General features: G+C 65.3%; 18 protein-coding genes. 4 read left to right on the top strand and 14 right to left on the bottom strand.

Annotated elements, in window-relative coordinates; genetic code table 11:
* Positions 1-394 precede the first annotated feature (394 nt).
* The 3 genes from proB to sppA all read left to right on the top strand — a co-directional run bounded on the left by proB (position 395) and on the right by sppA (position 4,662).
* Positions 395-1,501 (top strand): glutamate 5-kinase, encoded by a 1,107-nt coding sequence (proB, locus tag KEC45_RS01110; RefSeq protein ID WP_062186846.1) that lies wholly within the window; start codon positions 395-397, stop codon positions 1,499-1,501.
* Positions 1,502-1,548: 47 nt separating this feature from the next.
* Positions 1,549-2,445 (top strand): NAD(P)-dependent oxidoreductase, encoded by an 897-nt coding sequence (locus tag KEC45_RS01105; RefSeq protein ID WP_062186848.1) that lies wholly within the window; start codon positions 1,549-1,551, stop codon positions 2,443-2,445.
* A 234-nt stretch (positions 2,446-2,679) separates the two neighbouring features.
* Positions 2,680-4,662 (top strand): signal peptide peptidase SppA, encoded by a 1,983-nt coding sequence (gene sppA, locus KEC45_RS01100; protein ID WP_083435961.1) that lies wholly within the window; start codon positions 2,680-2,682, stop codon positions 4,660-4,662.
* A 134-nt stretch (positions 4,663-4,796) separates the two neighbouring features.
* Here the strand turns inward: sppA and KEC45_RS01095 are convergent, their stop codons facing one another.
* The 10 genes from KEC45_RS01095 to mdh all read right to left on the bottom strand — a co-directional run bounded on the left by KEC45_RS01095 (position 4,797) and on the right by mdh (position 16,962).
* Positions 4,797-5,699, bottom strand: a complete 903-nt coding sequence (locus KEC45_RS01095) for an alpha/beta fold hydrolase (RefSeq protein WP_062184893.1) — start codon at positions 5,697-5,699, stop codon at positions 4,797-4,799.
* 21 nt (positions 5,700-5,720) lie between these two features.
* Positions 5,721-7,049 (bottom strand): oxygenase MpaB family protein, encoded by a 1,329-nt coding sequence (locus tag KEC45_RS01090; protein WP_062184896.1) that lies wholly within the window; start codon positions 7,047-7,049, stop codon positions 5,721-5,723.
* A 36-nt stretch (positions 7,050-7,085) separates the two neighbouring features.
* Positions 7,086-7,706: a trimeric intracellular cation channel family protein gene (locus KEC45_RS01085; RefSeq protein ID WP_062186853.1), complete on the bottom strand. Its 621-nt coding sequence runs from the start codon at positions 7,704-7,706 to the stop codon at positions 7,086-7,088.
* Positions 7,707-7,725: 19 nt separating this feature from the next.
* Entirely contained in the window at positions 7,726-9,066 is a 1,341-nt protein-coding gene (locus KEC45_RS01080; protein ID WP_252171315.1) for an amidohydrolase, read from the bottom strand.
* Between the two features lie 22 nt (positions 9,067-9,088).
* Entirely contained in the window at positions 9,089-10,486 is a 1,398-nt protein-coding gene (gene lpdA, locus KEC45_RS01075; protein WP_062184902.1) for a dihydrolipoyl dehydrogenase, read from the bottom strand.
* A 49-nt stretch (positions 10,487-10,535) separates the two neighbouring features.
* The gene (locus KEC45_RS01070) at positions 10,536-10,772 is read right to left on the bottom strand and encodes a hypothetical protein (protein ID WP_152682470.1); all 237 of its coding nucleotides are present in this window, start codon (positions 10,770-10,772) and stop codon (positions 10,536-10,538) included.
* An 85-nt stretch (positions 10,773-10,857) separates the two neighbouring features.
* Positions 10,858-12,108, bottom strand: a complete 1,251-nt coding sequence (odhB, locus tag KEC45_RS01065; protein WP_062184910.1) for a 2-oxoglutarate dehydrogenase complex dihydrolipoyllysine-residue succinyltransferase — start codon at positions 12,106-12,108, stop codon at positions 10,858-10,860.
* Positions 12,109-12,141: 33 nt separating this feature from the next.
* Positions 12,142-14,964 carry a 2-oxoglutarate dehydrogenase E1 component gene (locus tag KEC45_RS01060; protein WP_062184913.1) on the bottom strand — a complete coding sequence of 941 codons (2,823 nt, stop codon included), beginning with the start codon at positions 14,962-14,964 and terminating at the stop codon, positions 12,142-12,144.
* 82 nt (positions 14,965-15,046) lie between these two features.
* On the bottom strand, positions 15,047-15,937 hold the full coding sequence (gene sucD, locus KEC45_RS01055) for a succinate--CoA ligase subunit alpha (RefSeq protein ID WP_058455589.1): 891 nt from the start codon (positions 15,935-15,937) through the stop codon (positions 15,047-15,049).
* A 62-nt stretch (positions 15,938-15,999) separates the two neighbouring features.
* Entirely contained in the window at positions 16,000-16,962 is a 963-nt protein-coding gene (gene mdh, locus KEC45_RS01050) for a malate dehydrogenase (protein ID WP_062184916.1), read from the bottom strand.
* Between the two features lie 386 nt (positions 16,963-17,348).
* Here mdh and KEC45_RS01045 point away from each other — a divergent pair, with 386 nt between their 5' ends.
* The gene (locus KEC45_RS01045; protein ID WP_062184919.1) at positions 17,349-18,392 is read left to right on the top strand and encodes a hypothetical protein; all 1,044 of its coding nucleotides are present in this window, start codon (positions 17,349-17,351) and stop codon (positions 18,390-18,392) included.
* Here the strand turns inward: KEC45_RS01045 and zapE are convergent.
* From zapE to KEC45_RS01025, 4 genes are read right to left on the bottom strand one after another with little or no spacing between them, the layout of a single operon-like run.
* On the bottom strand, positions 18,363-19,484 hold the full coding sequence (gene zapE / locus KEC45_RS01040; protein ID WP_062184921.1) for a cell division protein ZapE: 1,122 nt from the start codon (positions 19,482-19,484) through the stop codon (positions 18,363-18,365). The two genes, KEC45_RS01045 and zapE, sit on opposite strands and share 30 nt — an antisense overlap.
* Positions 19,481-19,972 carry a PaaI family thioesterase gene (locus KEC45_RS01035; RefSeq protein WP_062184924.1) on the bottom strand — a complete coding sequence of 164 codons (492 nt, stop codon included), beginning with the start codon at positions 19,970-19,972 and terminating at the stop codon, positions 19,481-19,483. The genes zapE and KEC45_RS01035 overlap by 4 nt, the downstream gene beginning before the upstream one ends.
* Positions 19,969-20,949 carry an MBL fold metallo-hydrolase gene (locus tag KEC45_RS01030; protein ID WP_062184927.1) on the bottom strand — a complete coding sequence of 327 codons (981 nt, stop codon included), beginning with the start codon at positions 20,947-20,949 and terminating at the stop codon, positions 19,969-19,971. Before KEC45_RS01030 ends, KEC45_RS01035 begins: the two co-directional genes overlap by 4 nt.
* On the bottom strand, positions 20,949-21,731 hold the full coding sequence (locus KEC45_RS01025) for a succinate dehydrogenase iron-sulfur subunit (protein ID WP_062184930.1): 783 nt from the start codon (positions 21,729-21,731) through the stop codon (positions 20,949-20,951). Before KEC45_RS01025 ends, KEC45_RS01030 begins: the two co-directional genes overlap by 1 nt.
* Between the last annotated feature and the right edge of the window lie 59 nt (positions 21,732-21,790).

Below are 21,790 nucleotides of genomic sequence, written 5' to 3'. Positions count from 1 at the left end.
GCTGGAGTAGGAACCGTCGGCTAACGACCGGGGGCGGACCCTGCCATCCTCGTCACCCCGGGCTTGACCCGGGGTCCCGCTTGAAGTCGAAGTCGGTGAGTGCGTCAAAAAGCGGGATCCCGGGTCAAGCCCGGGATGACGAGAGCGAAGAAACGACCGGAAACTAACGACGGTAATGTGTGCCCCGGCGAAAGCCGGGGTCCAGGGCGGCAATCCGCACAGCTCGGCTTTCTAAAGCCCTGGGCCCCGGCCTTCGCCGGGGTACAACATAGTAGCAAACCTCCGCTCCCCACCCCAAAGCCGACGTTACCATCAGCGGAATAAAATTACGCGAACCGGGCTTGCCGGGACATTCGCATTGGCGGCGCGCGCGCATCGCGCTATCGGCGGCGCCATGAGCCTGTTTCCGCCCGCATCCTGTCCCCGGCTGATCGTCAAGATCGGATCGGCGTTGCTCGTCGACCCGGATGGCGCAGTGCGGCGCGGCTGGCTTGTGGGCATCGCCGCCGACATTGCCGAGCGCGCGCGCGCGGGACAGCAGGTCGCGGTGGTGTCTTCGGGCGCGATCGCGCTCGGCGCGCGGCGGCTGGGGCTCGCCAAGGGCGGGCGCGGGACGCTCGAGGATGCGCAGGCGGCGGCCGCGACGGGGCAGATCGCACTGTCGCAGGTCTGGGCCGAAGTGCTCGGCGCCGAAGGGCTGACCGCCGCGCAGATGCTCGTGACGCTCGACGACCTCGAACATCGCCGCCGTTACCTCAATGCCGCGGCGACGCTCGACCGGCTGCTCAGCCTTGGCGTCGTGCCGATCATCAACGAGAATGACAGCGTCGCGACCGAGGAAATCCGTTTCGGCGACAACGACCGCCTCGCCGCGCGGGTCGCGCAGGCCGCGGCGGCGGGCGGCGTTATCCTGCTGTCCGACATCGACGGGCTGTATGATCGCAACCCGGCGCAGGACGGCGCCGTCCATATCGCGCGGATCGAGCGCATCGATGCGGGGATCGAGGCGATGGCCGATACCGGATCGGCATCGGGCATGGGATCGGGCGGCATGGTGTCGAAGATCGCGGCGGCCCGCATCGCCAACGCCGCCGGGGCGCATCTCGCGATCGCCTCGGGTCGCATCGACCGGCCGCTGTCGACCGCTGCACGGCACAGCCTGTTCGTCGCCGACAAGGGCGCAAGCGCGCGCAAGGCGTGGCTCGCGGGCGGGCTCACCGCCAAGGGGCGGGTCGAGATCGACGCCGGCGCCGCGAGAGCGCTGCAGGGCGGCGCCAGCCTGCTCGCGGCGGGCGTAACCGCGGTCAGCGGCAGCTTCGCGCGCGGCGACATCCTCGACATCGCCGGTCCCGACGGGCGCATCATCGCACGCGGCCTGTCCGAATATCCGGGCGCCGACGCCGCGAACATCGTCGGCCTCGGCCGCGACGCGCAGGAAGCCGCGCTCGGCTATGCGCCGCGCAGCGCGATGGTGCACCGCGACCATATGGTGCTGCTTTGAGTCCCCCTCCCCGTTCCGGGGACAAACACGGCGGGCGCGTGCTGGCGATGACCGGCGCGACCGGCTTTGTCGGCGGCGCGACGATGCGCGATGCAGTCGCGGCGGGATGGCACGTCCGCGCCCTCACCCGCCGACCACAGGCCGAAATCGAAGGGGTGACGTGGATTGCGGGCGCGCTCGACAACAAGGACAGCCTCGCCGAAATGGCGGCGGGCAGCCATGTTGTCATGCACATCGCGGGCGTGGTCAACGTCCCCACCCGCGCGGCGTTCGAGGCGGGCAATGCGATCGCAACCGCGAACGTCGTCGATGCCGCGCGCGGGGCCGGCGTCACGCGCTTCGTCCATGTGTCGTCGCTCGCCGCGCGCGAGCCCGATATCTCCAACTATGGCTGGTCAAAGGAACGCGCCGAAGCGGTGGTCATGGCGAGCGGGCTCGACTGGACGATCGTGCGCCCGCCCGCGGTCTTCGGTCCCGGCGATACCGAAATGCTCGACCTTTTCCGCATGGCGCGGCGCGGCATCGCGCTGGTGCCGAACGGGCGCATGTCGGCGATTTATGTCGACGAACTCGCGCGGCTGCTCGTGACACTCGCCGCCGACCGGGGCGCGAGCGTCGGCCAGATTTACGAGCCCGACGACGGTAGGCCCACTGGCTGGTCGCATCGCGGATTTGCCCGCGCGGTCGCGCGCGCGGTGGGACGGCAGCGGCTGTCGACGATCGCGACTCCCGCCCTGCTGTTGAAGGCCGGGGGCCAGCTCGACAAACTCGTGCGCCGCAGCCGGGCGAAACTGACCCCCGACCGCGCGCGCTATATCGCGCATCCCGACTGGGTTGCGACCGAGGGCGCCTGTCCGCCCGCCGCGTTGTGGCGGCCCGAGCGCGACACCGACGACGCGCTCGCGGAAACGGTGCGCTGGTATCGCCGCGAAGGCTGGCTCTGAATATATTTCCGTTTATGTCCGGCAACGTCGAGACACTCATCGAAGGACTGCAGACCCAGGGCTCTCCGGGCATCGGCGAAAGGCCGAAGTTGGTCTTGAGCGCGTGCCAGGGCAGTCGAAGGGCTCGGTGCAAACGGATATGATATTCTTGGTAAATGTAGTCCATGGGCACTGATCGCTCGCCCGTCGAAGCGTGCATTGCCAAGGACGGGACGCGCCCCTAGGTTCGCGGACATGACCGATAGCACCGCGAACGCGCCCAACGATCCCGCCGGCCCATGGGCCATTCCCGTCCGCCGGCCGCTGCCGGGCGACGACAAACCGAAATCGAGAACAAGCTTTCCGCGCAAGGTCTGGAACCTGCTCGTCGGGATCAAGGATGCGCTGGCGCTCATCTTTCTTCTGCTCTTCTTCGTCGCATTGTTCGGCCTGCTCGCGGGACGCCCCAATGCGGGCCTGCCGGTCAGCCAGGGTGCGCTGCTGATCGAACTCGACGGCGTCGTCAGCGAACAACCCGCCGACGTCGACCCGCTCGCGGCGCTGTCGGGCGGCGCGCAGCTCAAGGAAATCCGCGTCCGCGACGTCGTCCATGCGCTGGAGGTTGCCGCCGACGACAAGCGCGTAACATCGGTCGTGCTCGACCTCGACCGCTTCCTTGGCGGCGGGCAGGTCTCGCTTGCCGAAATCGGCGCTGCGGTCGACAAGGTGCGCGCGAAGAAAAAGCCCGTGCTCGCTTTCGCCACCGCCTACACCACCGACAGCTATCAGGTCGCGGCGCACGCCAGCGAAATCTGGGCCGACGGCATCGGCGGCGTAGCGATCGCGGGGCCGGGCGGATCGCGCCTTTATTACAAGGGGTTGATGGACCGCCTCGGCATCACCGCGCATATCTATCGCGTCGGCACTTTCAAGAGCGCGGTCGAGCCCTTCCTGCGCACCGACCAGTCGCCCGAGGCGAAGGAAGCCAACCTCGCATATGCCGGCGTGCTGTGGGAAAACTGGCTGACCGACGTCAAGAAGGCACGCCCGGCTGCCAAGGTCGACGCCTTCATCGCCGACACGGCGGGCGCCGTGAAGGCGGCGGGCAACGACCTGTCGAAGGCATCGGTCGATGCGGGCCTTGTGGACAAGCTCGGCAGCCGCATGGCTTTCAACCGCCGCGTTGCGGAGCTCAGCGGCTCCCCGGACGACAGCAAGCCGTGGGAATATAATGCGATCCCGCTCGAAAACTGGGTCGCCGCGAACCCGCCCGAAACAAAGGGCAGCGCAATCGCGGTCGTCCCCGTCGTCGGCGAGATCGTCGATGGCGAGGCGCCGAACGGCGCCGCGGGTGGGGAGACCGTCGCGCAGCATATCCTCGACGCCGCTGCCGACAGCAGCATCAAGGCGATCGTCCTGCGGGTCGACTCGCCCGGCGGATCGGTGCTGGCGTCGGAGGAAATTCGCCAAGCGCTGCTCGCTGCGAAGGCGAAGAAGCTGCCGATCGTCGTGTCGATGGCAAATGTCGCGGCATCGGGCGGCTATTGGGTCTCGACCCCCGCCGACCGCATCTTTGCCGAGCCCGAGACGATCACCGGTTCGATCGGCGTGTTCGGCATCTTGCCGAGTTTCGATCAGGCGCTTGCCAAGATCGGGGTCAACGCCGACGGCATCGCGACGACGCCGCTGTCGGGCCAGCCCGATATATTCGGCGGGGTCAACGACGATTTCAACGCGCTGGCGCAGGCGAGCGTCGAGGACATTTATGCGCGCTTCACCGGGCTCGTCGCAAAGAGCCGCAAGCAGCCGATCGAGAAAATCCGCACCATTGCCGAAGGGCGCGTGTGGGCCGGCGGTACTGCGCGCCAGATCGGCCTTGTCGACCAGTTCGGCGGCTTGCCCGATGCGCTGAAAGCGGCGGCGAAGTTCGCGAAGATCGACGGCGATTTCCACGCGAAATATTTCGAGGATGAACCAAGCGAATTTTCGAAGATGCTCGCAAGCTGGTCCGGCACCGAGGAAGAAACTGCAGCACTTCCACGCGGCTGGTTCGGGATCGCGGCGATGAACCGCCAACTGACCGAACGGCGCCTCGTCCAGGATCTGACGATGCTGACGCGGGCGGGGTCGGTGCAGGCGTCGTGCCTCGACTGTCGCGCCTATCTGCCCGCGGTCCCGCGGCCGGGTCAGGCTGAGGCGAAGGGGTTCTTCGCGACGATGGCGTTGTTGCTGAAATAGCGTTCGAACGGAGGCGTTAGCCCGAAAAAATGTGTCCCCGCGAGCGCGGGGACCCATCTCCCGATGCTTCGAAATTGCGCCGACCGGTGATGGGCCCCTGCCTTCGCAGGGGCCCGATTTCCTCTCACCGCGGCTCAGGCGGCGGCGGTCGTTTCGTTGATGTGTTCCGCGATCGCATTGGCCATCGTATCAACAAGCCCAAGCGGCAAATCATGACCCATGCCCGGGATCGTCAGCAGCCGCGCGCCCGCGATATTGTCGGCAGTGTCGCGTCCGCCGGGCAGCGGCACGAGCGGATCGTCCTCGCCATGGATGACGAGCGTCGGCGCCTTGATATCCTTCAATAGCGGGCGCCGGTCGCCATCGGCAACGATCGCCGCCATCTGGCGCGCGACGCCTTGCGGATACCAGCCGCGTTCGAAGTCGGCACGCACGCGGCGCTGGAGACGTTCTTCGGTCGATGGATAGCCTGGGCTGCCGATCACACGCGCCGCGCCGACCGAATAAGCGATCAGCGCCTCTTTATCACCATTCATCGGGCGGTTGGCGAGCACGCGCATCGCCTCCTTCTGTGCGCGCGGAAGGCGGCGGTTGCCGGTGGTCGACATCACCGACGTCAATGAGAGCACGCGATCGGGATAGCGCGCGGCGATATGCTGCGCGATCATACCGCCCATCGAAACGCCGACGACATGCGCACGCTGGACGCCAAGATGATCGAGCAAGCCTATGCCGTCGGCGGCCATGTCGGCCAGCGTATAGGCGGGGCGCACCGGCAGGCCGATCACCGATTTGACGATCATCCATTTGACGTTCGGCACCCCTGCGGCATCGAAGCGCGTCGAAAGGCCGACATCGCGATTGTCGTAGCGGATGGTACGAAAGCCGCGTTCGTTCAGCGCGTCGACGAATTCGTCGGGCCAGAGCGTCAATTGGCCCCCAAGGCCCATGACCAGCAGGATGACGGGCGCATTGCGCGGCCCCTTGTCCTCATAGGTGATGTTGATGCCGTTAACGGTCGCCTGTTCGGTCTTCATGAAATTCCTTTGCTGAAAGGACTAGCTCGCCGTCGCGGGCTTGTAGTGCGCGGCGTCGGATGTGAATTCGGCGCGGCCATATTCGGCAAGCTGGCGCTCGATCCGGTGGACGAGGCGCCGGTCGGCGAGATGACGGATGACGGGAAGGCGCGAGGCGACACGATAGGCCGCCATGCGCCCCGCGATGCCGAGCATCGTCGCGCCATAAATGAGGTGATCGCGGCGCCGCACCGGCACGCCGACATTGGCAGCGCGCTCCTCGTCGCCCGCAAGAAAGGCTTTTACGAAGAAAACGCGGCTCACCGAATATTCGAGGCGGCGTTTGACCTGCCCTTTGGGCGAACGGTCTTTCGACAGTTCGGCGTCCATCGTCGCGCGGAGCAGCCCGCCGCAGACCTGATCGTCATATTCGTAGCGGAGCGTCGCGCTGCGCGTGCGCCAGATGCGGACAATCTCCTGCGGCGTATCGGCGAGCAAATCCTCGGGCAGGCCGAGCAGATAGCAGCGGTAACGCGCGAGTTCGACGCGCCCACGTTCGAGCCGGGTAAAGCTGGTCCGGCCCTTCGCCAACACCTCCTGCGAGAGGAAATAGACGGGGATCAGCCCCGCGGGCATCTGGTCGAGCTGCGGGATCGGCATGCCATAGGTTTCGGTATCCCACATGCCGGGACGCGACAGGACGTTGACGCGCACCATCGAGTGCATCAGCCGCACCATCGCCGCCGCCTTGAATCCAGGCCCGAAGCGATCGAGCGCGCCGGGAAGCGCGGTTGTCGCAAAGAAGGTCGCGGTTTCCTTCACCCGCCGCGCGGCGGTCGCCTGGCCCAGCGTCCCGGTGAGCGCCATCGGCAGCGCCGAATATTTGTTGAGGAAGGTCGCGATGAAGGCGCCGCGGATCAGAAAGGGCGAGAGGTTCGCGGTGGCGTTGCGCTCATAAGCCGCGCCCTCCTCGACCAGCTTCATGTCGAGCCAGTCGGGCTTTTGTTCCATTTCGCGGATCAGCGCCGCGAGTTCGGGCGGCGCGTCCAGGACCGCTTCGACGCCCTTGTCGCATGCATCGACCAGCATCGCGACGGTCTGCTGAAAACCAAGGCGCGGCATCAATGCGGCATAGGCATCGCCAGTCCGGTCGCCCAGCATCGTATATTCGCGGATACGGCCAAGCAGATCGGGATCGTCCAGATAGTCGGCGCGGTCGATGCTGCGAACGCGGCTCAGCTCGCTGACCGCGTCGACCTCGGGCGCCCATCGCTCAGGCGCCTTGTCGAAATCGAAACGGCCGAACAGGTCGGGCAAGGCGCGCGCCTGATCGCGCACACGGCGGGCGATGGTGCTGACATCACTGTTCATAAGGCGAAACTGACAGAGTTTCTCGATTTGGCAAGTCTATCGGCTTTTGGGATCGCGATAAGCGGGTAGCGCAAGCGACCAGCGGATCGCCGCGCCGCGCAGGATGAAGCCCGCGATCGCGCCCGTCACCGCCGCGACGGGCGTCCCGGTACCAAGCCACTGCAGCAGCAAAAACAGCCCCGACGCGAGCGCCGCCGCGGTCACATAGACTTCGGGCCGCATGATGATCGACGGCACCCCGGCGAGGATGTCGCGGATCGTGCCGCCGACGCAGCCGGTTATCACGCCCATCATCAAGGCAGGCACCGGCGGGACGCCCCACGCCAGCGCCTTCGCCGTCCCGAACACGGCATAGGCAGCAAGGCCCACTGCGTCGGCCCATTCGAGCAATTGTCCCTGCCACCAGCGTTCGGGCGTCAGCCAGACGATCAGCGCGATCGCAATGCATACTGCCGCAATCGCGCCGTCCTGCACCCAAAAAACCGGAGCGCCGATCAGGAGATCGCGCACGCTGCCACCGCCCACCCCGGTCACCAGCGCAAAGAAGGCGGCGGTGACCAGCGTCTGACGCAAACGCACCGCCATCAGCGCGCCCGACAGCGCGAAGACGCCGATGCCGACGAGGTCGAGCAGCCGGACGATCAGCGCATTGTCGATCTCGAACAAGATCGCGTGCCTATTTGGCGTCGGGGCGCACGCCGCCGATGACCGACAGCACGATCGCCGCGACGGCATTCCGGATCACCGGTTCGGCCTTGGGCGCAAAGAAGGGCGAGTGGTTGGTCGGCACCGGCTGGCCCTTGGCCTTCAAATCGGCGAGCACGGCGGGATCATAACCGCCGATCGCGAAATAGAGCGACGGAATGCCCGCATCGACAAACTCCGAATAATCCTCGCTCGCCGACACCGGCGCCGCACTGGCGGGGGCAAATAGCAGCCGCTCGCCGAACACTGGCTTGAGCGTCGCGAGGCCGTTCGCCGCCATCGATTCGTTGTTCACAAGGCTCGCCGTGCCGGTCAGATAGGTGATCGTCGGTTCGGGGGCGTTACCCATCATCGCAGCCGCCTTCGCCGACCGCTCGGCGCCCGAGCGCAGCAACTGTCGCACTTCAGGGGTCAGCGAGCGGATGTTGACTTTCACCTCGGCGCTGTCGGGGATGATGTTGGGGGCGCTACCCGCATTGATCGCACCGATCGTCAGCACGCCGAAGGCGCCCGGGTCCTTCTCGCGGCTGATCACCGTCTGCACATCGGTGACGAAGCGCGCCGCGATCGGGATCGGGTCGAGCGCCATTGAGGGCATCGATCCATGTCCGCCGCGACCGTGGAAGGTGATCGAATAGCTGTCCGATGCCGAGAAGGCCGTGCCCGCCTTGATCGCGATCGTGCCCGTCGGGCCGTTCAGCACATGCGCCGCGAAGCCATAGTCGGGTTTGGGAAAGCGCGTCAGCAGCCCGTCGTCGAGCATCGCTTTCGCGCCTTTCAAAATTTCCTCGGCGGGCTGGCCGATCAGCACCACGGTGCCCGACCAGCTATCGCGCATCGCAGCAAGCGCCTGCGCGACGCCGACAAGATAGGCGACATGCGTGTCGTGGCCGCACGCGTGCATGACGGGCACATCCTTGCCCTCATAGGTCGCGCGCGCTTTGCTCGACCAGGCGAGCCCGGTCTTTTCCTCCATCGGCAGCGCGTCCATGTCGGCGCGGATCAGGATCGTCGGACCTGCGCCATTCTTGAGCACGCCAACGACGCCGGTGCCGCCGACCTTTTCGGTCACGGTGAAGCCCGCCTTGCGGAGATGTTGCGCAAGGATGCCCGCGGTGCGGACCTCCTGCAGCCCAAGTTCGGGATTCTGGTGGAGATCCCTATAGAGCGCGTCGAGCGCTGGGTAATTTTTGTCGAGCAGCGCCGTCAGCCGCGCATTCGCGGCATTTAGATCGGGTGCCGCCTGCGCGCTGGTCGCCATGAGGGATAGGGTCAGCGAAGCCGCTGCCCAGAGCCCGTGCTTCGCCATCATTCTCTCTCCCCCATTTAGTTCATCAGACGTGGATCGGTTTGCCCGTCACCGCCATCGCGGCTTCCTTGATCGCCTCGCTGTGCGTCGGATGCGCGTGGCAGGTGTAAGCGATATCTTCCGACGTCGCACCGAATTCCATCGCCTGCGCGGCCTGCGCGATCATCGTGCCGGCGACGCTTGCGATGCACCACACGCCAAGCACGCGGTCGCTCTTGGCGTCGGCGATCACCTTCACAAAACCGTCGGGCTCATGATTGGTCTTGGCTCGACTGTTCGCGAGCATCGGGAATTTACCGACCTTCACCTCGCCACGCTCCTTCGCCTGCTCTTCGGTCAGGCCGACGCCGGCGATTTCGGGCCACGTATAGACGACCGACGGGATGACGTCGTGGTTCACGATGCCGGTCAGCCCGGCGATATTCTCGGCGCAGGCGATGCCCTCGTCTTCCGCCTTGTGCGCGAGCATCGGGCCCGGGATCACGTCACCGATCGCCCAGATGCCGGGGACCTGCGTGCTGAAATCATGGTCGGTTTCGATCTGGCCGCGCTGGTTGACCGCGAGGCCCGCCTTGTCGAGCGCCAGGCCGTCGGTGTTCGGGCGGCGCCCGATCGATACCAGCACGACATCGGCCTCGAGCGTTTCGGCGTCACCGCCAGCGGCGGGTTCTAGCGTCAGCACGGCCTTCTTGCCCTTGACCGCGGCCGACGTGACCTTGGTCTTGAGCTTGAATTCCATGCCCTGCTTCTTGAAGATCTTGTTCGCTTCCTTGCGGACGTCACCGTCCATGCCGGGCAGGATCTGGTCGAGATATTCGACGACGGTGACCTTGGCGCCCAGACGGCGCCACACGCTGCCGAGTTCGAGCCCGATCACGCCGCCGCCGATGACGACCATGTGACCCGGAACCTTCGCAAGTTCGAGCGCGCCGGTCGAATCGACGATGATCTGCTTGTCGTTATCGACTTCAACGCCCGGAAGCGGCGTCACCGACGAGCCGGTGGCGATGATGATATTCTTGGCGCGCACCGACTTGCCCGCAACCTCGACCGTGTCCTTCGAGGTAAACTGCGCATAGCCCTTCAGCCAGTCGACCTTGTTCTTCTTAAACAAGAATTCGATGCCGCCGGTCAGGCCCTTCACGGCATCCTTGCGCTGGCCGTGCATCGTGCCGAGGTCGAGTTCGGGCTTTACCTTGATGCCCATCGCCGCCATCGCGCCACCCGCTGCAGCCTCGAAATATTCGGACGCATGGAGCATCGCCTTCGAGGGGATACAGCCGACGTTGAGGCAGGTGCCGCCCAGCGTCTCGCGCCCTTCGGCGCACGCGGTCTTGAGGCCAAGCTGCGCCGCGCGGATCGCCGCGACATAGCCGCCGGGGCCGGCACCGATGACAAGGACGTCGTAGTCGTAATCAGCCATGTTCAATCTACCTCAATTTCTGCCTGAGCACCCGGAAGAGCGAATCCGCTCAAATAGGCAGCCCGGATTTCGCAGCGCATGCTTTCATAACCGGGGCCGCCATTTCCTGCGACAGGCCGATCAGTTCCGATGCGCTATATTTCTTGATCAATTCGTCGGCCGTACATTTGCACACCTTGGCGGCAAGGTCTGCCGGCGCCCCGCTACCCTCCGCCGCCGCGCGGCACGATTCACCGAAGCTTTCGACGAAGCTGGTCTTGAGCCCGTCCTCGAACCCCTTCTGCATGCGGCTTTCGCCCTCGCTGCAGCCCGCGAGGGCAGCGGCGAAGGCAAAGGCCAGAATCGGTCGGGCAGAGAGGGCGATCATCGGATCAAAGATCGATCAGAAGGCGCGTCGGATCCTCGATCGCTTCCTTGATCGTCTTGAGGAAGGTCACTGCCTCGCGGCCGTCGATCAGGCGGTGGTCATAGCTCATCGCGAGATACATCATCGGACGGATCACGATCTCTCCATTGCGGACGACCGGACGATCCTCGATGCGGTGGAGGCCGAGCACCGCCGACTGCGGCGGGTTGATGATCGGGGTCGACATCAGGCCGCCGAACACGCCGCCGTTCGAGATGGTGAAGGTGCCGCCGGTCATGTCGTCGATCGTGAGCGTGCCGTCCTTGGCACGCTTGCCAAGGTCGGCAATCGCCTTTTCGATGTCGGCGAACGACAGGCTGTCGGCGTTGCGCACGACGGGAACGACAAGGCCGTTCGGCGCGCTGACCGCGACCGACACGTCGAGATAGTCGTGATAGACGATTTCGTCGCCGTCGATGCGGGCGTTGACCGCCGGAATGTCATGCGCGGCAAGCGCGACCGCCTTGGTGAAGAAGCTCATGAAGCCCAGACGGACGCCGTGCTTCTTTTCGAAGCTTTCGCGATATTTGTCGCGCGTCGCCATCACCGCCGACATGTCGACGTCGTTGAACGTCGTCAGCATCGCGGCGGTATCCTGCGCGGCCTTCAGACGCTTTGCGATCGTCTGGCGCATACGCGTCATCTTGACGCGCTCTTCGTGGCGACCGGGGGTGCCGCTTGCGACAGGCGCGGCAGCGGCAGCAGCGGGAGCCGGGGCGGCAGCGGGCGCGTTGTTCGCGGCGGCGAGCACATCTTCCTTGGTCAGGCGGCCGTCCTTGCCGCTGCCCTGAATCTTCGTGGGGTCGACGCCATGCTCGAGCACGAGGCGGCGAACCGCGGGCGACATGGTCGTGACCGTGTCGACGCTTTCGCCGGCGGGTGCTGCGGTCGCGGCAGGCGCAGGCGCAGCAGCTTCGGCCTTGGCAGCCGGTGCGGGAGCAGGCGCGGCGGCGGCAGGTGCCGGAGCAGCGGCCGCACCGCCGGCCTCGATCGTCGCGATCGCCGCGCCGACATTGACCGTATCGCCGACCGCGGCGAGCTGCTGGCCCATCACGCCGGCAACGGGCGAGGGAACCTCGACCGCAACCTTGTCGGTTTCAAGGCTCGCGATGGGCTCGTCGAGCGCAACGGCTTCGCCGGGCTTTTTCAGCCATTCGCCGATCGTCGCTTCGGTAACGCTTTCGCCCAGCGTGGGGACTTTGACTTCGGTGCTCATAGGTGCAGTTCCTTGGGGACTTAAGCTTTGGGCTCAGGCTTTGTTCTTGGTACGGCGGATTTCGGCGCGAACCGACAGGCCGAGCGCATCGGCGACGAGAGCCGACTGTTCGGTCTGGTGACGGCTCATCAGGCCCGTCGCGGGCGAGGCCGCAGCGGCACGGCCGGCGTAGCGCGGCCGCATGCCCTTGTGGCCGGCATTGGTCAGCGCTTCCTCGATCAGTTCATTGACGAAGAACCAGGCACCATTGTTGCGCGGCTCTTCCTGCGCCCAGACGACCTCTTCGAGGTTCGGCATCCGCTTCAGGCGGACGCTGAGCGGCTCACCCGGGAAGGGATAGATCTGCTCGACGCGCACGATCGTGGTGTCGGCGAGGCCTGCGGCATCGCGCGCTTCCATCAGGTCGTAGCCGACCTTGCCCGAGCAGAGGACGACGCGCTTGACGTCCTTGTCGGCGGGCGGCGTGCGATCCGACATCAGGCGGCGGAAATGCGCGTCGCCGATGAAGTCCGAACGCTGCGACACCGCCAGCTTGTGACGGAGCAGCGACTTCGGCGTCATGATGATGAGCGGCTTGCGGAACGGACGCAGCATCTGACGGCGCAGGACGTGGAAATAGTTCGACGGGGTCGAAATATTGCACACCTGGATGTTGTCGCCGGCGCAGAGTTGCAGGAAGCGCTCGAGACGCGCCGAGCTATGTTCCGGCCCCTGCCCTTCATAACCGTGCGGCAGCAGCAGCACGAGTCCGTTGGCGCGCAGCCATTTGGCTTCGCCCGACGCGATGAACTGGTCGATCATGATCTGCGCGCCGTTGGCGAAGTCGCCGAACTGCGCTTCCCAGAGCACGAGGCTCTTCGGATCGGCCATCGCATAGCCATATTCGAAGCCGAGCACGCCATATTCGGACAGCGGGCTGTCGAGCACTTCGAACCGGCCGTGCGGCACGGTCGTCAGCGGGACATATTTATCCTCGGTCCTCTGGTCGACCCAGACCGCGTGACGCTGGCTGAAGGTGCCGCGCCCCGAATCCTGACCCGACAGGCGGACCTGATAGCCTTCGCTGAGCAACGTACCAAAGGCGAGGCTTTCGGCGGTCGCCCAGTCGAACACTTCGCCGTCGCTCTTGTCGGCGAACATCGCGCCGCGTGCGTCGATCACGCGGCGAAGCGTCTTGTGGACTTCGACGTCGGCGGGGATCGTCGTCAACGTGCGGCCGATCGAATCGAACAATTTGTCCGAGACGCCGGTCGCAATATTGCGGCGCGCATTTTCGGGATCGGCAGGGGCGTGCAGCCCCGACCAGCGGCCCGCGAACCAGTCGGCCTTGTTGGGCTTATAGCTCTTGGCCGCTTCGAAATCATCTTCGAGACGCGTGGTGAATTCAGCGCGGCGGGCATCGGCCCAGCCCGCGTCGATCACGCCTTCAGCCTCCAGCTTCGCGGCGCAAAGCTGCGACACCGGCGGATGCTGGCGAATGACGCCGTACATCAGCGGCTGGGTGAACGAAGGCTCGTCGCCTTCGTTATGGCCGAAGCGGCGATAGCACCACATGTCGATCACGACATCGCGCTTGAACTGCTGGCGGAAATCGATCGCAAGCTTGCACGCAAAGGTCACCGCTTCGGGATCGTCGCCGTTGACGTGCAGGATCGGCGCCATCACGCCCTTTGCGACGTCCGACGGATAGGGCGACGAGCGCGCGAACTGCGGGCTGGTCGTGAAACCGATCTGGTTGTTGACGATGAAGTGGATGCAGCCGCCGGTATTATAACCGCGGATGCCCGAGAAGCCGAGGCATTCCCAGACGATCCCCTGCCCCGCGAACGCCGCGTCGCCGTGGATCAGCACGGGCAGCACCTGCTCATGCTTTTCAAGGTCGTCGCGCACGACCTGCTGCGCGCGGACCTTGCCGAGAACGACCGGGTCAGCGGCTTCGAGGTGCGAGGGGTTGGGAACGAGAGACATATGCACCGACGCACCGCCGAACTCGCGGTCGGTCGAGGTGCCGAGGTGATATTTGACGTCGCCCGAGCCGCCGATGTCGTCGGGGTTCGCCGATCCGCCGGCGAATTCGTGGAAAATCACCTGATAGGGCTTTGCCATGACGTTCGCGAGCATGTTGAGGCGCCCGCGGTGCGCCATGCCATAGACGATCTCGCGCACGCCGTACTGGGCGCCATATTTGATGATGGCTTCCATCGCGGGGATCATGCTCTCGCCGCCGTCGAGGCCGAAACGCTTGGTACCGACATATTTGCGCGCGAGGAATTTCTCCCACTCCTCGGCCTGGATCACCTTGCTCAGGATGGCGCGCTTGCCCTCGACCGAGAATTCGATGATCTTGTCGGCGCCTTCCATCCGTTCCTGCAGGAACTGCCGCTCCTCGATGTCCGCGATGTGCATATATTCGAGGCCGACGTTGCCGCAGTAATTGGCGCGCAGGATCGCGACGATCTCGCGCACCGTCGCACGCTCGAGGCCGAGCGCGCCGCCGAGCCACACCGGACGGTCGAGGTCGGCACCGACGAAGCCGTGATATTCGGGCGTGAGGTCGGCGGGCAGTTCGCGCTGGCTGAGGCCGAGCGGATCGAGGTTGGCGGCAAGATGCCCGCGCACGCGATAGGTGCGGATCAGCATCATCGCGCGGATCGAATCGTCCGCTGCGCGCTCGACTTCGGCGTTCGACAGCGGGGCGCCCGCCTTGGCGGCGGCGGCCTTCACCGCGACCTGCATCTGCTGCGGGTCGAGCGCGGCGGTCAGGTCGTCGCTGTCGATCTGGGGCCAGTTCTTCGGCGCCCAGCTCGGGCCGGCCTGCGGCTCGTCGATGTCGAAGCTTTGTCGTTCGAGGTTCATCTGCTTTTCCACGGGGAGGTAGGGGTGGGTTTCATATGGGGAGCGGAGGCCCGCCGGCAAAGGGTGCCGGCGGGCCGTCCGATCAGACGCGTTCCTTCAGCACTTCGGCAAGCGTCGTGCCAAGTTCCGACGGGCTCGCCGACACCTTGATGCCTGCGGCTTCCATCGCCGCGATCTTGCTTTCGGCGTCGCCCTTGCCGCCCGACACGATCGCGCCGGCATGGCCCATGCGGCGGCCCGGAGGCGCCGTGCGGCCCGCGATGAAGCCGGCCATCGGCTTTTTGCGGCCGCGCTTGGCTTCGTCGATCAGGAACTGTGCGGCCTGCTCTTCGGCGTCGCCGCCGATTTCGCCGATCATGATGATCGACTTGGTCGCTTCGTCGGCGAGGAAGAGTTCGAGCACGTCGATGAAGTTCGTGCCGTTGACCGGGTCGCCGCCGATGCCGACCGCGGTGGTCTGGCCCAGGCCGACGTTCGAGGTCTGGAACACGGCTTCATAGGTGAGCGTGCCCGAGCGCGAGACGACGCCGACGCTGCCCTTCTTGAAGATGTTGCCGGGCATGATGCCGATCTTGCACTCTTCGGGGGTCAGGACGCCGGGGCAGTTCGGGCCGATCAGGCGCGACTTCGAACCCGAAAGCGCGCGCTTCACCTTGACCATGTCGAGCACCGGAATGCCTTCGGTGATCGCGACGATCAGCTCGATCTCGGCATCGATCGCCTCGAGGATCGAATCGGCGGCGAACGGCGGCGGCACATAGATGACCGATGCGGTCGCGCCGGTCGCGTGCTTCGCTTCCTCGACCGTGTTGAACATCGGCAGGCCGATGTGCGTCGTGCCGCCCTTGCCCGGGGTCACGCCGCCGACCATCTGCGTGCCATAGGCGAGCGCCTGTTCGGTGTGGAAAGTGCCGGTGGCACCGGTCATCCCTTGCGTGATGACCTTGGTATTCTTGTCGATGAGGATGGACATATTCTATTCTCCTGGGGAGAGCCGGCCGGCCCGACGCAAAGCGTCTGGCCAGCCAAAAGGGATCAGGCGAGGCTGGGATCCAGCGCCTTGCACGCGTCGAGCAGTTCCTTGACCGCGTCGACCGAGACCTGCAGGCCGGCCTTGTCGGCATCGTCCAGTTCGATTTCGACGATCTTTTCGACGCCGCCGGCACCGATCACGACGGGCACGCCGACATACAGGCCGTCGAGGCCGTACTGGCCGTCGACATAAGCGGCCGAAGGCAGGATGCGCTTCTGGTCACCCAGATAGGCTTCAGCCATCGCGATGCCTGAGGCTGCGGGCGCATAGAAGGCCGAGCCGGTGCCGAGCAGCGCGACGATTTCGCCGCCGCCGCCGCGCGTGCGCTTGACGATCGCGTCGATTTTTTCCTGCGACGACAGGCCCATCTTGACGAGGTCGGGAACGGGGATGCCGTTGACGGTCGAGTAACGGACGACGGGAACCATCGTGTCGCCGTGGCCGCCGAGCACGAAGGTGTTCACGTCCTTTACCGACACGTCGAACTCGTCGGCGATGAAGTGGCTGAAGCGCGCCGAATCGAGCACGCCGGCCATGCCGACGACCTTGTTGTGCGGCAGACCCGAGAATTCGCGCAGCGCCCACACCATGGCATCGAGCGGGTTGGTGATGCAGATGACGAAGGCGTCGGGGGCGTTGGCCTTGATGCCTTCGCCGACGGCCTTCATGACCTTCAGGTTGATGCCGAGCAGGTCGTCGCGGCTCATGCCCGGCTTGCGGGCCACACCGGCGGTGACGATGATGACGTCGGCGCCGGCAATGTCGGCATAGTCGTTCGAGCCGGTGATCTTCGCGTCAAAGCCAGCGATCGGGCCGACCTGCGACAGGTCGAGCGCCTTGCCCTGCGGCACGCCCTCGACGACGTCGAACAGGACGACGTCGCCCAATTCCTTCTGCGCGGCGAGCAGCGCCAACGTTCCGCCGATATTCCCGGCTCCGATCAAAGCGATCTTCTTGCGTCCCATGGCGCGCGGCACTCCCTTCCTGGCAAGCCCGGCAATTGGTTCACAGACCGGCGGGAGCACGGGCTAAAGCTCCGCTCCGGTCCCAAGACTGGCGACGCCCCTACGCCGATTCCCTTAAGGAAACAACCGCGAAAAGGACGAAAAACAGCCTTTCTTTGCTAATAGTTCGCAATAACTATAAGCCTCGTTGCGAGACTCCTGTCCATATGGAAATGGATGCGAAGTACGACAAGCATATGATGATTTCGCGATGCTGACATCTTCCTGTCCCGCGCGAAAGCTGGACCTTCGGCCAGCTTGTTCGCTGCCGCGCATGGTGCATCGGACGGGATATCCCGAGGGCGCCGGTTAACCCTCCCTTATCGCAGCCCTGCTAGGCGCGGGGCGTGACTCGGGCAATCATCAGCTTCGATACCGAATTGTCCGCCGGCCTTTACCAGCGCGGCGCCGACGCGCGCGCCAATTTCGAAAGTTCGATCCTCGGCCGCTGCCGCGACGGCGATTTCGGCATAAATTTTCAGATGGATATGCTCGAACGCCACGGGCTGACCGGGGTTTTCTTCATCGATCCGATGCCGGCGCTGGTCTATGGCCCCGAGGTGATCGACGCGATCGTCCGGCCGGTGGTCGCGCGTGGGCACGAGGTGCAGGTCCATATCCACACCGAATGGCTCGCCTTCGCGCGCTTCAACCCGGTCGGAAGGCTGACCGGCCGCAATATCGGCGATTTCCCCCTCGCCGCGCAGAAAAAACTGATCGCCCTCGCCCGCGACATACTGATGGGCGCAGGCGCACCGAAACCCACCGCCTTTCGCGCCGGCAATTTCGGCGCCAACGACGACACGCTGCGCGCGCTCGCCGCCCTGGGGTTCCGTTTCGATAGCAGCTTCAACGGCGCGTATCAGGGCCATGGATGCGACATCTCACTCGATGCCGGCAATCTTGGCATGCGCACGCATCACGGAGTCTGCGAAGTACCGGTCAGCGGGCTGATGGATACCGCAAGCCGCTTTCGCCCGGCACAGCTTTGCGCGATGTCCGAAGAGGAAATGCGCGACGCGCTGGGCCATAGCGCGGCAAGCGGCGCGATCCAGTTTTCGGCGTTCAGCCACAGCTTCGAATTGCTGAGCCGCGACCGCCAGGTTCCCAATGGCCTCGCGATTTCGCGGATGGAGGCGCTGTGCCGCGCGGTCGCGGAAGACACGCGCGTCACCAGCGGCGGATTTGCGACGCTGCCCGGACCGCCCGAGCGCCCGGCACGGATCGCAGTCGCGGCGCCGAAGCCGCTGCGCACGCTGCGCCGCACGATCGAACAGGCTTACGGCCATCTGGCGCACGAGGTGCGCTATGTCCGCGACCTCATTTATGTGACGGTCAATTCGTCGCGGTGGGGCAAGATATTAGGCGGCGTCTTCCTGGCCGTGGCCTAGCGCAAGATAGTCGTCGGACTGCATCTCGGCGAGCCGGCTTGCCGTACGTTCGAACTCGAACGCCCCGTCGCCCGCGATATAAAGCTGGTCGGGCATCGCCGCCGCGCTCGCGAGCAGCTTGACCTTATATTCGTACAGCGCGTCGATCAGCGTGACGAACCGCGCCGCCTCGTTGCGGTTTTCAGGCCCCATGCGTGGGATGCCGACGATGATGACGGCGTGGAAATGCCGCGCGACCGCCAGATAATCGGCGGCACCGCGCGCCTCGCCGCAAAGCCTTTTGAACGAAAAGACCGCGACGCCCTTCAATGCCTTCGGAACATGGAGCGTCCGCCCGCCACCGACATCGAGTTCGAGCGTCGGGACATGCGCGCGATCCTCGGGCGGATAGTCGGTCAGGCGGAAGAAGGCGGCCGACAGTGCCGCGCTCGCCGCATCGTCGGCGGGAACGAACCAGCGCGCGCCGTCGCCGAGCCGGTCGCGGCGATAGTCGGTCGGACCGTTCAAACTCATCACGTCGAGCCGTTCCTCGACGAGCGCGATGAAGGGCAGGAAATGCTCGCGATTGAGCCCATCCTTATAGAGATCTTTCGGCGGGCGGTTCGAGGTCGCGACCATCGTCACCCCGCGGTCGATCAGCGCGGTGAACAGGCGCGAGAGGATCATCGCATCGGCGCTGTTGTTCACGACCATCTCGTCAAAGGCGAGGCAGCGCGTGTTTTCGGCGAGTGCGTCGGCGACAAGCGGGATCGGGTCGCCGCTCTCACTCTTGCGCACCTCGCGCATCCGCGCGTGAACGTCGAGCATGAAGGCGTGGAAATGGACGCGCCGCTTCCGCTGGATGGCGAGTTGGTCGTAGAATAAATCCATCAGCATCGACTTGCCGCGCCCGACCGCACCCCACAGATAGACGCCGCGCAGCGCCTCGGGCTTGCGGCCTGTCAGCCGCCAGAGCAGGCTGCCGCGCTTCGGCACCGCTTCGAGTTCGGCCTGCAGCCGGTTCAGCCGCTCGGCGGCGGCGCGCTGTTCTGGATCGGCGCGAAGTTCGCCTGCCGCGACGAGCGCGTCATAGGCCGCAAGGACGGTGGTCACTTGTTGCTTGCCTTGCGGATCGTCCCGGCGAAGCTCAGCACGATATGGCTGTCGCCCTCGCCCTGCACGACGAGCCCGCGCAGGAAGATCAGCCGCCCGGTCTCGCGCACCAGCTCGACCACCGCGTCGAGCGGCTCGCCCACGCGGCCCGCACCGACGAACTGCGTCGAGAGGTCGAGTGTCACCGAATGGCCGGCATTGAGCGAACCGAACTGATGCGACGCCGCGAACAGCGCGATATCGACGAGCGCCAACGTTACCGCGCCATGTACATTATCGCCGAGGTTGCTGTGCTTACGTTCGGGCAGCATCCGCACCCGCGCGCACGGGCGACCATCGGCGGTCGGCGGTTCGACCCGCACCGTCAGCGGCTCGATGAAGCTGTTGAACCGCGTCGCGTCCTTGAGATCCCAGCTGATCCAGCCGCCATCCAGTTCCTCGGCGCTGAAATATTCGCGGCGCTTCGGTTCCTCGATCCCGTCGTTCATACCTTGCAATATCCGTCCAATTTCTTCGAGCGCACAAGCTCGCCATAATAATCGGCCATCGCCTTCGCCCGCGCGGTATCGCTGCCGATCCATTTTGCAGCGCCCGCGAGCCAGCCGGCTGAACAGGTCTCAAGCGCGCCCGTTCCGTTGGCGCAAGCGATAAAATCGCCGAACGCAACGCGCCAGCGGTTGAAATCGGCGATTGCCATGATCGGTCCGTGGCCGGGCACGATCTGCTCGGCGCCCGACGCGGCGACCGCATCGAGCGCATTCAACCAGCCTTCGGGACAGGCCGTGTCGAGGAAGGGGACGGGAACGGTCACCAGATCGCCGACGATCGCACGCTTCTCCGCCGCATCGTAAATCCAGAGGTCGCGTTCGGTCACGGCATGGGGCGCGACGCGCAGCGACAGCGGCCGGCCCGCAATCGCCAGGTCGCGCGATTCGTCGACTATAACGTCGGGCCGCAGCTCGGCGCCGCGCGCGATGGTCGCAAGATCGCCCTCGACCTCCGCAATCGCGCTTGGCGGGATGCTGCCTTCGGCCAGCGCCTTGCGCGACGATTCAGCGCTCTTCGCGAGGAAGCCAGCCAACGCGCCGTCGATCGCCGACGTGCCATAGACTTTGATATCGGGAAAGGCCGCTTTGAGCTCGGGATTGCCGCTGACATGATCGAGATGCCAGTGCGTGTTGATGATCGCGACGGGCGTCATGCCGATCCCGCTCAACCCCTGCTTGATCGCCGTCAGATGCTCGGCATGGCGCCCTGTGTCGATGACAAAGGCGCCCTCGGGCCCGTAAAGGATCAGGCTGTTACCGTCGGGCGAGCGGCCGGGGTCGAAGCCGCCGCCGACCAGAAAGGTCGCCCCGCCAATGCCATGCGCATAGGTGCGCGGCATCGCGGCATATTCGACCTTGGGATTGGCGGCGCAGCCGACGAGCGCCAGCGCGAACAGCGCCGGCAGCCACCGCCGCATCAGACGTGCCGCTCGGCTTCCAGCTTCTTGATCTCGGCGATCGCGCGCGCGGGGCTCAGGCCCTTGGGGCAGGCGTTCGCGCAGTTCATGATCGTGTGACAGCGATAGAGGCGGAACGGATCTTCCAGCTCGTCAAGCCGCTCGCCGGTCATTTCGTCGCGGCTGTCGGCCAGCCAGCGATACGCCTGAAGCAGGATCGCGGGGCCGAGGAACTTGTCGCTGTTCCACCAATAGCTCGGGCAGCTCGTCGAGCAGCAGGCGCACAGGATACACTCGTAGAGGCCGTCGAGCTTCTCGCGCTCTTCGGGCGACTGCAGCCGTTCCTTGCCGCTCGGCGTCGTCGTCTTGGTCTTGAGCCAGGGCTCGATCGACGCATATTGCGCATAGAAATGCGTGAAGTCGGGGACGAGATCCTTGATGACATCCATCGAGGGCAGCGGGGTGATCGTGATGTCGCCCTTCAGATCCTCGATCGCGGTCGTACAGGCGAGACCGTTCTTGCCGTTCATGTTCATCGAACAGCTACCGCAGATGCCCTCGCGGCACGAACGGCGGAAGGTCAGCGTCGAATCCTGCTCGCTCTTCATCTTGATGAGCGCATCGAGCACCATCGGGCCGCATTTTTCGGTGTCGATCTCGAACGTGTCGAAATGCGGATTCTGGCCCTTGTCGGGGTCGTACCGATAGACCTTGAATTTCTTCACGGCGGTCGCGCCCTCGGCCTTGTGGACGTTGCCCGTCTTTTGCGGGCGGCTGTTCTTGGGCAGGACAAATTGAGCCATATCGCGGTCTTCCCTATGCAATTGCGCGCTGCCTAGACCCGATTGCCGGAGTCGACAAG

The organism is Sphingopyxis sp. USTB-05, assembly GCF_023822045.1.
Taxonomy (GTDB): Bacteria; Pseudomonadota; Alphaproteobacteria; order Sphingomonadales; family Sphingomonadaceae; genus Sphingopyxis.
The sequence above is the reverse complement of the archived record's forward strand: the minus strand, read 5'-3'. Positions and strand labels throughout refer to the sequence as shown.